Genomic DNA, 14,619 nt, shown 5'->3' with positions numbered 1-14,619 from the left:
CAGCCGGCTAACCTGATTCGGGTTATCCTGCGCCGCGTCGGTCGGGACGAAAGCATTTGCGCTCAACCGCACTGCCAGTCCGGAAAACCTGGATGCCAGCATTGCCCTGGCAAGAAAAAAATCTTCGCCCTGAACCGGCCCTTTTCCCATTTTGCAAAGTGAAACAACATGACCACATTTACCGTCAATGGCAACGCCATTGTTACCGGGGTTGATCCCGTCACCCCGCTGCTGTGGGTGATCCGCGATGAAATCGGCCTCAAGGGCACCAAGTTCGGTTGCGGCATCGGCATGTGCGGTGCCTGCACCGTGCACGTCGATGGGCGCGCCATCCGTTCGTGCATCACGCCTGTCAGCATCGTCGCCAATAAGGCGATCACTACTATCGAAGGCCTGTCGGTCGATGGCCAGCATCCGCTGCAAAAAGCCTGGATCGCCACGCAGGCACCGCAATGCGGTTACTGCCAGTCGGGCCAGATCATGCAGGCAGCCACGCTGCTCAAGGATTTTCCGGAGGCAACCGATGCCAACATCGACGCCGTCATGAGCGGCAACCTGTGCCGCTGCATGGCCTATGTGCGGATCCGCAAAGCCATCAAGTTGGCCGCGACCGAAATGAAGGGAGCTACCCGTGCTTGATCGACTCATCAAACAACAGCCGCCGGTCGGTTCGCTGACCCGTCGCAGCTTCATGATCGCTGCTGCCGGCACCGGTTTCACGATGGCTTTCCTGAGCCCGACACTGGCGCTGGCTGCCGGCCAGGCAGGTAGCGCTGACGCGCCGGTATTTGATCCGACTATCTGGTTCCGGATCGACCGCGACGGTATCGTCACCGTCAATATTGCCAAGGCCGAAATGGGCCAGCACATCGGTACCGCGCTGGCGCGCATCGTCGCCGACGAGCTCGAAGTGAGCTGGTCATCAGTACGATTGAACTACGTCGATACCGATCCGAAGTGGGGCATGATGATTACCGGCGGTAGCTGGTCGGTCTGGCAGAGCTTCGATCCGCTCAGCCGCGCCGGTGCCGCCGGTCGCATCGCACTGATCGACGAGGCAGCGCGTCTGCTCAAGGTCAAGGTCACCGATTGCCAGGCCCGCGACGGTGTCATCACCGCCGGCAGCAAGTCGATCACGTATGCCGAGATCGTCCGCACCGGCAAGCTCGGCCGCACCTTCACGCCCGAAGCACTGAAAGCCATCGTCCTGAAAACACCGGACCAGCGCCGCCTGATCGGCCGCGACGTGCAGGCCGTCGATGTGCCATCGAAGACCAATGGTGCCGCGATTTACGGCATTGATGCGGTCGTCGAAGGCATGGTCTACGCCCGTCCGCGCATCCCGCCGACCCGCTACGGTTCGACCGTACTGTCGATCGATGACAGCGCCGCCCGCAAGGTCAAGGGTTACCTCAAGTCGGTCGCCCTCAAGGATCCGTCCGACACGGTGCCGGGCTGGGTCATGGTGTATGCCGATTCCTACTCGGCAGCCATGCGCGCGGCCGACCTGGTGGAGATCAAGTGGCAAGCCGGCGCGACTGCCGGCGTGTCCGAAGCCGACATCCTGTCGCATGCCAGCAAGCTCATCGGCGATACCTCGAAAGGATCGCTGGTGGTCGCCGACGACGGCGTCGAAGCAGCGTTCTCGACAGCCGGTTCGCGCATCGAACACGAGTACACCACCAGCACTGTGCTGCATTTCCAGCTCGAACCGGTCAATGCACTGGCGCTCGAAAAAGACGGTATCTGGCATATCCATACCGGCAATCAGTGGCAATCGCTGGCGCTGCCGACACTGGCAAAAGCACTCGCCGTGCCGGAAGCCAACGTAATCATGCACACCTATCTGCTCGGTGGCGGTTTCGGTCGCCGGCTCAATGGCGATTACGCGATTCCTGCTGCACTGGCCGCCAAGGAAATGGGCCGTCCGGTGAAGATGATCTGCACCCGTTCCGACGACGCCCGCTTCGATTCGCCGCGATCACCTTCGCTGCAGCGACTGCGCATGGCTTTCGATAAGAAGGGTGCGGTCACGGCGATGGAACATCACGCCAGCGCCGGTTGGCCGACCCAAGTCATGGTGCCGGCCTTCATGCCGAAGGGGAAGAACGGCGAGCCGTATGATCCGTTCGCCATTTCCGGTGCCGATCACTGGTACACGGTTGGTGCGCATCGCGTGCGGGCGATTTCGAACGACCTCGCCAACAGCACTTTCCGTCCTGGCTGGTTGCGTTCGGTCGGACCGGGCTGGACCAACTGGGCCGTGGAAAGCTTCATCGACGAAGCCGCACTGGCGACCAAGGCCGATCCGCTGGCATTCCGTCTGGCGCTGCTTGATGGCCGCGGCAAGAACGCCGGTAGCGCACCCAATTCGGTTGGCGGTGCCGCACGGATGGCGCATGTGCTGCGTCGTGCTGCTGAAAAAGCCGGCTGGGGCAAGCCGATGCCGGCCGGTACCGGACTCGGTATCGCCAGCACCTTTGGCCAGGAACGCGACATGCCGACCTGGACTGCCTGCGTGGCCCGCGTCAAGGTCGACAGCGCTTCCGGCGCCATCACTGTGGTCAAGTTGTTCATGGTCATCGATGCCGGCACCATCATTCATCCGGATGGCGCGCTGGCGCAGGCCGAGGGCGGTGCCTTGTGGGGCATGAGCATGGCGCTGCACGAAGGCACCGAGTTTGTTGATGGCCAGGTGCGTGACACCAATCTCGGTGCCTACACACCGCTGCGCATGGCCGACGTGCCGGAGATGGACATCGAGTTCGTCGCCAGCACCGCCACCGCCACCGGCATGGGCGAACCACCGACGACCGTGGTCGGTCCGGCCATTGCCAACGCGATTCATGCCGCCGTCGGCGTGCGCTTGCGCGACTTGCCGATGCGGCCTGCCGCCTTGCTCAAGGCAATGGGGAAAAAGCCGGTAGCCTGACCTTTCGTGCTGAACTAATCAGCAAGCAGTAAGCCGACAGCCCGGTCCGCGCATCAAGCGCGTACCGGGCTGTTTTGTTTCTCGGCTGCGCTTTTGGGACCGACCTGCGCGATCCCCAGCAACTCCTTCAGATGCGCGGTATTGGGCCGGCTGACCGGCACCACGGTCTGTTGATGATCGGCCATCATCAGGCTGACCGACTCGTCTTTCATGACCAGTTCGAGCGCATGCGGCAGGCTCACGATATGGCTGCGATGAGTGCGGAAATAAATCGCCGGGTCGAGCCGCGCTTCCAGATCGGTCAGCGACAGGTTCGACAGGTACTGGTCGTCGGCGGTGACGATGGTGGTGTAGTGGCCATCGGCCTGAAAGCGCACCACGTCCTTCATGTCGATCAGCATCACGCGGTTCTTGCGATACACCGGAATCTTCAGCAAGCGGCGCGGTGGCGGATCGGACCGCGCACTTGCCGGTGCGCCAGCCGGTGCGGTTGTGATATCGGTCAGGTCATAAAAAATCATGCAGGTGCCGACCACGCCGGCGATCCCCACCATCTTCGAGACCTTCACGACCAGTATCCGGTCCGGAATGTTGATCATCATCGCCACCGGTGCCGGCGACTTCATCGGGCAGGCGCCGTCCTGTCCGGTCTGCAGCAGCAGGCGCAATTTGTCGCGGCTTTTTTCGGGATGCATTTGCAGCACGTCGATGCCGAGCAATTTATCGGGATCGGTACCCATCGAATACTGGGCCGCCGGTCCCAGTAACTGGGCCGCGACATCGTTCATCGCCGTGACATGGTTGGTTGGGTCCAGCCAGACCATGCCGGGATTGAACTGTTCGAGTTTGTGGAGGAAGGTTTCCTGGACGGCCGGTTCGAAAGGCTTCATCGGTGTGATGCCGATGGATGGATCACTAGGGTCATGCGTGTCTCCGGTTGCCAGTTTGTTCTGGCTGGTTGTTGATTTTTTGTTTTTTTATAATCGCCGCTTTCCGCCGTTCGTGCAAGCTTTCCCGCGACTCGGGAAGCCGCTTCTACCGTTCGGGAATTGCTTGCTCGTTGGCACCACTTCGCATGCAATTATGGCCACTCCAGCCACTGGCATCGTGCTGGCATACCCATAACAACGAGGAGACAGCGTGATCCCGCGCCCATTCGAATACCACGCCCCAACCACTGTGCCTGCGGCTATTGCGCTGCTGGATCAATACGGTGACGAAGCCAAACTGCTGGCCGGCGGCCACAGCATGCTGCCGATGATGAAGCTCCGTTTTGCCGAGCCGGCCCACCTGATCGACCTGCGCAAGATCGCCGCGCTGAAGGGCATCCGCGAGGTCGGCAATGAAATCCGCATCGGTGCGATGACGACCGAAAACGAATTGATCTGGTCGCCGCTGTTGCAGCAAAAGTGTCCGCTGCTGGTCGAAGGCGCCGGCCTGATCTCGGACCCGCAGGTGCGCTACATGGGCACGCTCGGTGGCGACATCTCGCATGCCGACCCGGCCAACGATCATCCGGCGCTGATGATCGCGCTGGGCGCCTCGTTCGTGCTGACCAGCGCGGCCGGCGAGCGTGTGGTCAGCGCCGACGGCTACTTCCTCGGGCTGTATTACACCTTGCTCGAAGCCGGCGAAATCATGACCGAGATCCGCATCCCGATCCCGGCCGCCGGCAGCGGTTCCTGCTACGCCAAGCTCAAGCGCAAGACCGGCGACTACGCCACCGCCGCAGCCGCCGTGCTGCTGCGCATGCAAGGCGGCGTGGTCGCCGAGGTCGCCATCACGCTGACCAATCTCGGCGAAACCGCGCTCAAGGCCAACGACGCCGAAAACTACCTGCGCGGCAAACCGCTCGACGACGCGACGATTCGCGAAGCCGCGCGGCTGGCGATGGCGATCTGCGAACCGGCCGCCGACCTGCGCGGCGACATCGAGTACAAAACCGCGATGGCCGGCGAGATGACGCAACGCGCCTTGCGCACCGCGCTGTCGCGCTGCAGCGCCTGAACTCTGGAGAATTGCGATGATTAAAAAAATGATGGTGACCTTCAAACTCAACGGCAAGTCCACCGATGTGGTGGTCGAGCCGCGCGAACTGCTGATCCACACCTTGCGTGAAAAATGCCTGCACACCGGCCCGCACATCGGTTGCGATTCGTCGCACTGCGGTGCCTGCACCGTCGATGTCGACGGCATGTCGGTCAAGTCCTGCACGATGCTGACAGTGCAGGCCGACGGATCCGAGTTGCTGACCATCGAAGGCTTTGCGCAAGGCGGCGAACTGCATGCGCTGCAAGAAGGCTTCATGCAGGAACACGGCCTGCAATGCGGCTTCTGCACGCCCGGCATGATCACCCGCGCCTATCGTCTGCTGAAAGAAAATCCCGACCCGACCGAAGCCGAGATCCGCTACTGGATGGCCGGCAATCTGTGCCGCTGTACCGGCTACCAGAACATCGTCAAGGCGGTCCAGTACGCCGCCCGCAAGTTGCGCGGCGAGCCGGTACAGACCTCGTATCCGCTGATGGAAACCACGACGCATTGAGCGCACTGAGACTGACGGAGACAATCATGGACGCAACAATCGACAGCAAGGCAGTACCGAGTAACGAAGAGCGCCTGGCCAAGCTCGAAGGCATGGGCTGTTCGCGCAAGCGCTACGAAGATCCGCGCTTCATTCAAGGCAAGGGCAATTACGTCGACGACATCAAGATGCCCAATATGCTGGTCGGGGTCATGGTGCGCAGTCCGTATGCGCATGCCCGCATCAAGAGCATCGACACCAGCAAGGCGCTGGCCCATCCCGGCGTGTATGCGGTGCTGACGGCCGACGACCTCAAGCCGCTGAAGCTGCACTGGATGCCGACACTGGCCGGCGATGTGCAGGCCGTACTGGCCGATGGCAAGGTGGTGTTCCAGAATCAGGAAGTCGCGTTCGTGGTGGCCGAAGACCGCTACATCGCCGCCGACGCGGCCGAGCTGGTCGAGGTCGAGTACGAGCCGCTGGCGGTGCTGGTCGATCCTCTGAAGGCGATGGCACCCGATGCGCCGACCGTGCGCGACGATATCAAGGACAAGGACGTCGGCGCGCACGGCGCACGCAAGCATCCGAACCACATCTTCACGTGGGACATCGGCGACAAGGACAAGACCGACCGCGCTTTCGATAATGCAGAAGTCACGGTCAAGCAGGACATGATTTACCAGCGCGTCCATCCGTGTCCATTGGAGACCTGCGGTTGCGTCGCTTCGTTCGACAAGATCCGTGGCGATCTGCTGGTCTACATCACGTCGCAGGCACCGCACGTGGTGCGCACCGTGGTCGGCATGCTGTCGTCGATTCCCGAATCAAAAATCCGCATCATCTCGCCGGACATCGGCGGCGGCTTTGGTAACAAGGTCGGCATTTATCCCGGCTATGTGTGCGCGATCGTCGCGGCGATCGTGCTGGGCCGGCCGGTCAAATGGATCGAGTCGCGCACCGAAAACCTGACCACCACCGCGTTCGCCCGCGACTATCACATGACCGGCGAACTGGCCGCTGACAAGGACGGCAAAATCAAGGCGTTGCGGGTCCATGTGACCGCCGACCATGGTGCTTTCGATGCCTGCGCCGATCCGAGCAAATGGCCGGCCGGCATGTTCCACGTCGTCACCGGGTCGTACGATATTCCGAATGCCTTCGTCTCGGTGGACGGTATCTACACCAACAAATGTCCGGGCGGCGTGTCGTACCGCTGTTCGTTCCGCGTCACCGAAGCGGTCTATCTGATCGAGCGCATGGTCGACGTGCTGGCGCAAAAACTGGGCATCGACAAGGCCGAAATCCGCTTCCGCAATTTCCTGCGCAAAGACCAGTTCCCGTACCAGACCGCGCTCGGTCTGGAATACGATTCGGGTGATTACGAACCGGCGCTGCGCAAGGGATTGGCGGCGCTTGATTATCCGGCCTTGCGGGCCGAACAGGCCGCGCGCCGGGCCGATCCGGATGCCGCCACGCTGATGGGTATCGGCATCTGCACCTTCACCGAAATCGTCGGTGCCGGTCCGTCGAAGATGTGCGACATCCTCGGCATCGGCATGTTTGATTCGTGCGAGATCCGCGTCCATCCGGATGGCTCGGCGATTGCCCGCATGGGTACGATCAGTCAGGGGCAGGGGCATCAGACCACGTATGCGCAGATCATCGCGTCGGTGGCGGGCATCCCGGCGTCACTGATCACGGTCGAGGAGGGCGATACCGCCACCGCGCCGTACGGACTCGGCACTTACGGTTCACGCTCGACGCCGGTGGCCGGTGCCGCGATCGCGCGTGCCTCGCACAAGATCCGCGAGAAGGCCCGCAAGATCGCCGCGCATTTGCTCGAAGTCAGTCCGGATGATGTCGAATTCGACCTCGATCGCTTTGTCGTCAAGGGTGCGCCGGACCAGGCCAAGAGCATCAAGGAAGTCGCCTGGGCGGCCTACAACAATGTCCCCGAAGGGATGGAGATGGGACTCGAAGCAGTCGACTATTACGACCCGCCGAATTTCACTTTCCCGTTCGGCACCTACATCTGCGTGGTCGATGTCGACCGCTATTCCGGCGAGACCAAGATCCGGCGTTTTTATGCGCTCGATGATTGCGGCACCCGCATCAATCCGATGATCATCGAAGGCCAGATTCATGGCGGACTGACCGAAGGCTTTGCGGTGGCGATGGGGCAGCAGCTGACTTATGACGATGCCGGCAACGTACTCGGCGGCACGCTGATGGATTACTTCCTGCCGACCAGCATGGAAACGCCGCACTGGGAAACCGACTTCACCGTCACGCCGTCGCCGCATCATCCGATCGGTGCCAAGGGTGTCGCCGAGTCGCCGCACGTCGGGTCGATTCCATGCTTCACGGCGGCGATGGTCGATGCGTTTGCCCATCTCGGCGTGACTCACATGAACATGCCGCACAACAGTTTCCGGGTCTGGCAGCAAAGCCATGCACTGAACCTGGATCAGCGCTAGGCCAGTGATTGATCCCGCCGGACAGCCTCAATTCAGAATAAGGAATCACGCATGAATGTCGTCATAGAAAAAGTTTTTGCTATGCCCTGCAGCGCTGATACTGCGTGGCAGTTCTTGCAGAATATCGAAGGCGTCGGCAATTGCATGCCGGGCGCGAAGATCACCGAGCGCGTCGATGACAAGAATCACAAGGGCACCGTCAGCGTCAAGGTCGGACCGGCCTCGATGTCCTTTCGCGGCAATATCGAAGTGCGCGAAGTCGATGCCGCCACCCGCACCTTGCACCTGATCGGTACCGGCTCCGACGTGACCGGTACTTCGGGTGCGTCGATGGATCTGGTGGCCACCGTGAAGGACACCGGCGGCACGACATGCGAACTGGTCGGCAAGAGCGAGGTCGGCATGACCGGCAAGGCCGCTGCCTTCGGCGGGCGCGTGATGAACTCGGTGGCCGAGCAGATCCTCAAGCAGTTCGCGGCCAACTTTGCGCTGCAGGTGGAGGCGCTGCAATCGCAGCAGATCGCGCCAGCACCGGTGCAATCCGAAATGAACGGACTGGCGCTGGCGTGGGCGGTGGTGCGCGACTGGTGGCGCGGCCTCTTTGCCGGCAAGTCGGCTTGAGGCAAGCATGACGAGCGCGCGCATGCACACGGTCCTGACGCTGCAGCGACAACTGCAGCAGCTCGGGTATGTGGCCGAGCCGGGGCTGGCCGCGACGCTGTTGCTGATGACGGCGATGGGGCGGCCGCTGCTGCTCGAAGGCGAGGCCGGTGTCGGCAAGACTGAGATCGCCAAGGTGCTGGCGCAGGTACATCAGACCCGGCTGATCCGGCTGCAATGCTACGAAGGACTGGACGCGCATTCGACGCTGTACGAATGGAATTACCAGCGCCAGCTGCTGGCCATCAAACTGCTCGATGACGATACGCGCTCCGTCGCCGAGAAAGAGCAGGACATTTTTTCCGAGCGCTATTTGCTGCGCCGGCCCTTGCTCGAAGCGATCAGCAGCCCGACGCCGGTGGTCTTGCTGATCGATGAAATCGACCGCGCCGACGAAGCCTTCGAAGCCTATCTGATGGAGTTGCTGTCCGACTTTCAGGTGTCGATTCCGGAGCTGGGTACCATCAAGGCGGTGTCGCGACCGATCGTGATCCTGACCTCGAATGGCACGCGCGAATTGTCGGATGCGTTGCGACGGCGCTGCCTGTACCAATACGTCGACTACCCGGGTTTCGAGAAGGAATTGCTGATCGTCGAGACACGCTTGCCGCAGATGCCGCTGCAGCTGGCGCGGCAGGTGGTCGAGTTTGTCCAGGCCTTGCGCCAGATGGATTTGCAGAAAAAACCCGGCATCGCCGAAACGCTGGACTGGGCGGCGGCCTTGCTGCAACTGGGCGTGAGTCGCTTCGACGAAGAAGGTCTGGACGGCATCATGGCGTCGCTGTCGGCGCTGGTGAAAACGCAGGCTGATGGTGCCAGCCTGAGTCGTGTCGTGGTGCAGAAACTGGCGGCGGCGTGCTGACGGAGTTGGCTCCTGAGTTGTCTCGCAGGCTGGCCGCGCGCTACGTCGGCTTTATCGGCTTCCTGCGTGAAAACGGTATGCAGGTTGCCAGTGCGGATGGCGCCGATGCGCTGCGGGTGGCCGAGCAATCGGGTCAATTCGATGCGTCGCTGTTGCGCTGGAATTTACGCGCGCTGCTGTGTTCAAGGGCCGAAGATTGGCGGCGTTTTGATGGATTATTCGATGCGTATTTTTTGCCGCCGAACCGGCAGAAAACTGTCGAGACCCATGCCGGCGGTGCGGGTCATGTCGACCTGGCCGGTGAGGCCGGTGGCTTGCGCGACAGCAGCGACGGCACGCCGCTGGCGTCGGCCGGCGGCACCGATGGCGACGACACCGACGGCGCGACGGCGCAGCACGGTGCCAGTCTCGACGAGGCATTGGGGCAGGCGGATTTCCGGCATCTGCACCAGCCCGAGGAACTGCAGGCGCTCGATGCGCTGATGCGGCAATTTGCCCGCCGGCTGCGCCTGCTGGCGCTGCGCCGCGAGCAGCTTGCCAGCACCGGTCGCCGCATCGATCTGGCCCGCACGATACGCCGCAGCATCGCGCATGGCGGCGTGCCGCTGGATCTGGCCTGGCGCAAGCCGCGCACCCAGCGTCCGCGATTGGTGCTGCTGCTCGATGTCAGCCGTTCGATGAGTCTGTACAGTTTTTTTTATTTGCGGCTGGCGCGCGCGCTGTCGCTGCTGCTGACCGATGTGCATTGTTTTCTGTATCACACGCGGCTGATCGGCGTGGCCGAAGCGCTGCGCGATCCGGATGCGTGGCGCGCGCAGGAGCGGCTGCAATTGCTGTCGGCCGGCTGGGCCGGCGGGACCCGCATCGGCGACTGCCTGGCCGAATTCAATGAGCACCATGCCGGCCGGTTGCTGCATGCCCGCAGCGCCGTCATCATCGTCAGCGATGGCTATGACACCGGTGCGCCGCAGCGGCTGGTCAGTGCGCTGGTCGGCTTGCGGCGGCGCGCGCGTCGCGTGGTCTGGCTCAATCCGCTGGCCAGCCGACCCGGTTACACGCCATCGAGTGCGGGCATGCAAGCTGCGCTGCCGCACCTCGATCTGTTTGCTCCCGGCAGCGACCTCGCCAGTATTGCGCGGGTGCTGCCTCAACTCTTGCAGGCACTCCATTGACCATGTCCAACTTGCCCACCGAATTCGCCATGCTGGCGCTGGCACCGCAACTGATCGCGGCACAGCGTCCGTTCGCCCTTGCCACCGTGATCCGCGTCAGCGCGCCGAGTTCGACCGTGGTCGGCGCTCAAGCCATCATCGAAGCCGATGGCACGCTGCATGGCTGGGTCGGCGGCGGCTGTGCGAAAGCGGTGGTGGTGCAGGCGGCGCAGCAGGCGATAGTCGCCGGTTTGCCACGGCGTATTCGCATCAGCAATGACGGTGCGCTGGCCGACGCCGACGCCGATGTCGAACAGCATGCGATGCCTTGCGCCAGCAACGGCACGCTGGAACTGTTCATCCAGCCGGTGGTGCCGGCACCGTTGCTGGTGGTGCTGGGCGCGACACCGGCAGCGGCCGAAGCGCGCGTGCTTGGACAACGGATGGGCTTGCGGGTCAGTGCGCTGGCCGACAGCCAGTCCGATCTGGCGACGCTGGAATTGCTGCAGCCGGCCTTCGTGCTGATCGTCACGCAAGGCGAGGGCGACGAAGCGGCGCTCGATGCGGCGCTGCGCAGCCCTTGTCCGGCGGTGCTGCTCATTGCCAGTCCGCGCAAGGCAGCACAACTGCGCGAGCGCATGCAATTGCAAGGCATTGCTGAAGACCGGCTGGCCGTCTTACAGGCACCGGCCGGACCGTATCTGCATGCGCGTACGCCGGCTGAAGTCGCGCTCGGTGCGATCGCAGCGGTAGTGGCGTTGCGCCGTACAACCGAAGCCGTGGTGCCGGTCGTGGCTGCGCCTGCGTATGTCAATCCGGTGTGCGGCATGGCGGTCGATCCGGCCACCGCAAAACACGTGATCGCCTTCGGCGGCATGTCGCATTATTTTTGCTGCGACGGTTGCAAGCTGCGGTTTGAAGACGCCCCCGACAAGTACCTGGCGATTGCGCGCGGGGTACCGGCATGAGTGGCGATGCGCAGGCCGGCATGGCCATCGAGACGCTGTGGGGCATCCCGCTGGCGAGCGCGCTGCTGCCGGATGCGGCACCGGTTAATGCCGAACTGTTGCGCGCATTTGCGATGATGCGGCAGTGCGATCCGCGTCCGGCGAGCGCCACCCCGGCCTCCTTTTACGTGAGTGCCGATGACCTGCTGTCGCGCTGCGATATTGCCGAAATGCAGACGCTGTTTGCTTTTATCGGCGCGCGCCTCGGGGCGCTGGTGTCGTCGCTGAACCGGCAAGCCTGGCACGATCACGGCGTCAGCGGTGCACGCATTGCGATCGCCGGCAGCTGGTTTCAGGTGCAGAACGATGGCGCTTTTCATGATGTGCATACGCATGGCAATTGCTCGTGGTCGGGCGTGTATTACGTTGATATCGATCCGGCCTCGCAACGACTGGCGCATCCGGTTTATGGTGCGCGCAACGGAATGCTGCGGTTTTACGGGCCCTGGTTTGACCAGCTGGCCGGTGCCCATATCGATGCCGGGAATACCTACCTGATGGACGCGCATCGGGATATCGCGCCGGAGCCGGGCTTGCTGGTGCTGTTCCCGTCGTCGCTGAAGCATCAGGCATTTCCGTATGCCGGTACGCGCGACCGGGTGGCAATTTCATTTAATGCCAGCGTCGAAACGGACGGCCGCACGGCGTTCAAACCGTATGATTTTTCCTGAGACCTTGGTCTTGCTGTTGCTCGGCCTGGCCGGCATGGCGCTGGGTCTGCTGCTGGACTTGCATGGTCCGGGGCTGGCGATCCTGTCGTCGCTGTGTCGCGTCGATGCGGCGCCCGATTTGCTGGTGACGCTGCGGCTGCACTGGATGTGGCTGCCGGCGATGCATGTCGGGATGATCGTGCTGCCGCTGGGCTGGTCGGCCCGCCATGGTCGCGCTGCGCCGCTGCTGCGCCAGCTGGTCTGTTCGGCCTGGATGATGGCCGGCATGACGGGCGGGGCGATGGCGGCCGCGATGCTGCCGGGCTGGCCGGCGTTGCCGGTCGGCATGCTGGTCATGATGGGTGCGGGCATGGCGGGCGGGATGCTGGCCGGCAGAGCGATGCGCCGGCTGATTTTTTTGACCCGATTTTTACGTGGCAAACCGGAGCTTGTGCATGGATAGTACTGATCTCGCTGTGTTGACAACCTGCATAGGCTGGCTGGAATCCGGCCATCAGGTGATGCTGGCTACCGTGGTCCAGACCTGGGGATCGGCACCGCGTCCGGTCGGCGCGTGGCTGGCCATCCGGGATGACGGTCAGCTGGTCGGGTCGGTCTCCGGCGGCTGCGTCGAGGATGATTTGATCGAACAGGTACGGGCCGATTTGCCGGTGGCGACCTTGCCGCAGATCGTCCGGTATGGCGTCTCGCGCGACGAAGCTGCGCGCTTCGGCTTGCCTTGCGGCGGTACGTTGCGGCTGGTGCTGGAACCGCGTCCCGACCTGGCGTTGCTCGCGGCGCTACTGGCGCGCATCCGTGCCAAGCAGATCACGGCACGCGTGCTTGACCTGCAGACCGGCATCGCCACGCTGGCTGCAGCCGGGCGCAGCGATGTCTTGCAGTTCGACGAACGCTTCTTGCGTGCCATCCACGGACCGCGCTGGCGCATGGTGCTGATCGGTGCCGGCGAGCTGTCGCAGCATGTCGCGCAGATGGCGCTAGGCGCGGATTACGAAGTGATCGTGATCGATCCGCGTGAAGAATTCGGCACGGCGTTGACATCGGCTGATGTGACTTTGTCGCGCGGAATGCCGGACGACGTGATCCTCGAACTCGCGGTTGATAGTCATACCGCCATCGTCGCGTTGACGCATGATCCCAAGCTCGATGACCTGGCGTTGATGGAAGGATTGAAGTCGGCGGCGTTCTATGTCGGCGCGCTCGGCAGCCGGGCCAACACGGCACGGCGCAGGGAGCGGCTGCTGGAATTTGACTTGACGGCGCAGCAGATCGATCGCCTGCATGGTCCGGTCGGCCTGTACCTCGGTGCGAATACGCCGGCCGAAATGGCGATCTCGATACTGGCCGAAATCACCGCCGTCAGGCATCAGGTACCGGTGCTGCAGAAGCGCGAGATTCCCGATGGCCAGCGTCACCAACGCATGCTGGCGATTGATGTGGTGACTGCTTACTAGACTTCCTGCAAGGTCGGACGGAACAGGATTTCATTGATGTCGACATCGTCCGGCTGGCTCATCGCATAGATGACAGCGCGGGCGAAGGCGTCCGGCGGGATCGCGACTTCATAGATTTTTTTGACGTTGGCGGCGACATCCGGCTCGGTGATGCTGTCCGGCAGTTCGGTGGCGACTGCGCCCGGCGAGATCACGGTGGTGCGGATGTTGTACGGCTTGACTTCGAGGCGCAGGCCTTCGGAGAGCGCGCGCACCGCATGCTTGGTGGCGGCGTAGACGGCAGCGCCAGGTCGGACCTTGTGGCCGGCGACCGAGGACACGTTGATGATGTGGCCGGATTTTTGAGCCTGCATATAGGGCAGGGCGGCTGCGATTCCGTACAGCACGCCTTTCAGATTGACGTCGATCATCTGGTCCCAGTCGGCGATCTTCAGTCTCTCCAGCGGCGAGTGCGGCATCAGGCCGGCATTGTTGATCATCACGTCGATGCGGCCATAGAAATTGACTGCCGCGTCGACCAATCGCTGGACCTGCTTGCTGTCGGTGACGTCGGTTTGTACAGCGAGCGCCTGTCCGGTGCTGCCAGCCAGTTCGCCGGCCAGTGCGGTGATGCGTTCGATGCGACGCGCGCCCAGCACCACGATGGCGCCAAGCTGCGACAGGTGGCGCGCGGTGGCTTCGCCCAGTCCGCTGCTGGCACCGGTAATGACGACGACTTTGCCTGCGATGTTGTTGCTCATAGTTTCGACCCCTTGCTTTTTTGAGCCTGCATGGTGGCACATCCGGCTGCCAGGTGTTTATACCTAACCGTACATAGCTATGGCGGTAAATCCGGCGTCTCGCGGTAACGTTTCGTTACCACATTATCATGATTTACCTGC

14 protein-coding genes are annotated in these 14,619 nt (G+C 62.7%); 12 read left to right on the top strand and 2 right to left on the bottom strand.

The genetic code is table 11. The features are described from left to right. Nucleotides 1-168: 168 nt before the first annotated feature. Both RHM62_RS14610 and RHM62_RS14605 read left to right on the top strand, forming a co-directional pair. A complete protein-coding gene (locus tag RHM62_RS14610; protein WP_322122805.1) occupies nucleotides 169-639 on the top strand; it encodes a (2Fe-2S)-binding protein in 471 nt (156 codons plus the stop codon). After that, a complete protein-coding gene (locus tag RHM62_RS14605; protein WP_322122804.1) occupies nucleotides 632-2,932 on the top strand; it encodes a xanthine dehydrogenase family protein molybdopterin-binding subunit in 2,301 nt (766 codons plus the stop codon). Before RHM62_RS14610 ends, RHM62_RS14605 begins: the two co-directional genes overlap by 8 nt. Nucleotides 2,933-2,985: 53 nt before the next feature. On the opposite strand, the gene RHM62_RS14600 is transcribed toward RHM62_RS14605, so the two are convergent. After that, nucleotides 2,986-3,822 carry a LytTR family DNA-binding domain-containing protein gene (locus RHM62_RS14600; RefSeq protein ID WP_322122803.1) on the bottom strand — a complete coding sequence of 279 codons (837 nt, stop codon included), beginning with the start codon at nucleotides 3,820-3,822 and terminating at the stop codon, nucleotides 2,986-2,988. Between the two features lie 250 nt (nucleotides 3,823-4,072). On the opposite strand from RHM62_RS14600, the gene RHM62_RS14595 reads away from it, so the two are divergent. The 10 genes from RHM62_RS14595 to RHM62_RS14550 are packed head-to-tail and all read left to right on the top strand — an operon-like array spanning nucleotide 4,073 to nucleotide 13,738. Continuing rightward, the gene (locus RHM62_RS14595; protein ID WP_322122802.1) at nucleotides 4,073-4,939 is read left to right on the top strand and encodes a xanthine dehydrogenase family protein subunit M; all 867 of its coding nucleotides are present in this window, start codon (nucleotides 4,073-4,075) and stop codon (nucleotides 4,937-4,939) included. A gap of 16 nt (nucleotides 4,940-4,955) precedes the next feature. Then, complete coding sequence (locus tag RHM62_RS14590; RefSeq protein ID WP_322122801.1) at nucleotides 4,956-5,477, top strand: (2Fe-2S)-binding protein; 522 nt, start codon at nucleotides 4,956-4,958, stop codon at nucleotides 5,475-5,477. Between the two features lie 26 nt (nucleotides 5,478-5,503). Continuing rightward, nucleotides 5,504-7,933, top strand: a complete 2,430-nt coding sequence (locus RHM62_RS14585) for an aerobic carbon-monoxide dehydrogenase large subunit (RefSeq protein ID WP_322122800.1) — start codon at nucleotides 5,504-5,506, stop codon at nucleotides 7,931-7,933. A 51-nt stretch (nucleotides 7,934-7,984) separates the two neighbouring features. Next, the gene (locus tag RHM62_RS14580) at nucleotides 7,985-8,554 is read left to right on the top strand and encodes an SRPBCC family protein (protein ID WP_322122799.1); all 570 of its coding nucleotides are present in this window, start codon (nucleotides 7,985-7,987) and stop codon (nucleotides 8,552-8,554) included. Between the two features lie 7 nt (nucleotides 8,555-8,561). Further along, entirely contained in the window at nucleotides 8,562-9,455 is an 894-nt protein-coding gene (locus tag RHM62_RS14575) for an AAA family ATPase (RefSeq protein ID WP_009665183.1), read from the top strand. A 17-nt stretch (nucleotides 9,456-9,472) separates the two neighbouring features. Continuing rightward, nucleotides 9,473-10,627, top strand: a complete 1,155-nt coding sequence (locus tag RHM62_RS14570; RefSeq protein ID WP_322122798.1) for a vWA domain-containing protein — start codon at nucleotides 9,473-9,475, stop codon at nucleotides 10,625-10,627. A gap of 2 nt (nucleotides 10,628-10,629) precedes the next feature. Beyond that, a complete protein-coding gene (locus RHM62_RS14565) occupies nucleotides 10,630-11,574 on the top strand; it encodes an XdhC family protein (RefSeq protein ID WP_322122797.1) in 945 nt (314 codons plus the stop codon). Continuing rightward, on the top strand, nucleotides 11,571-12,284 hold the full coding sequence (locus tag RHM62_RS14560) for a putative 2OG-Fe(II) oxygenase (protein ID WP_322122796.1): 714 nt from the start codon (nucleotides 11,571-11,573) through the stop codon (nucleotides 12,282-12,284). The genes RHM62_RS14565 and RHM62_RS14560 overlap by 4 nt, the downstream gene beginning before the upstream one ends. Next, a complete protein-coding gene (locus RHM62_RS14555) occupies nucleotides 12,271-12,726 on the top strand; it encodes a hypothetical protein (RefSeq protein WP_322122795.1) in 456 nt (151 codons plus the stop codon). Before RHM62_RS14560 ends, RHM62_RS14555 begins: the two co-directional genes overlap by 14 nt. Further along, a complete protein-coding gene (locus RHM62_RS14550; protein ID WP_322122794.1) occupies nucleotides 12,719-13,738 on the top strand; it encodes an XdhC family protein in 1,020 nt (339 codons plus the stop codon). Before RHM62_RS14555 ends, RHM62_RS14550 begins: the two co-directional genes overlap by 8 nt. Here RHM62_RS14550 and RHM62_RS14545 read toward each other — a convergent pair. Continuing rightward, complete coding sequence (locus tag RHM62_RS14545) at nucleotides 13,735-14,478, bottom strand: SDR family oxidoreductase (RefSeq protein ID WP_322122793.1); 744 nt, start codon at nucleotides 14,476-14,478, stop codon at nucleotides 13,735-13,737. The two genes, RHM62_RS14550 and RHM62_RS14545, sit on opposite strands and share 4 nt — an antisense overlap. Nucleotides 14,479-14,619 lie beyond the last annotated feature (141 nt).

The sequence above is a fragment of the Actimicrobium sp. CCC2.4 genome, from assembly GCF_034347385.1.
GTDB lineage: Bacteria > Pseudomonadota > Gammaproteobacteria > Burkholderiales > Burkholderiaceae_D > Actimicrobium.
Note: the sequence above shows the minus strand (reverse complement) of the source record. Positions and strands in the feature narration are given on the sequence as shown.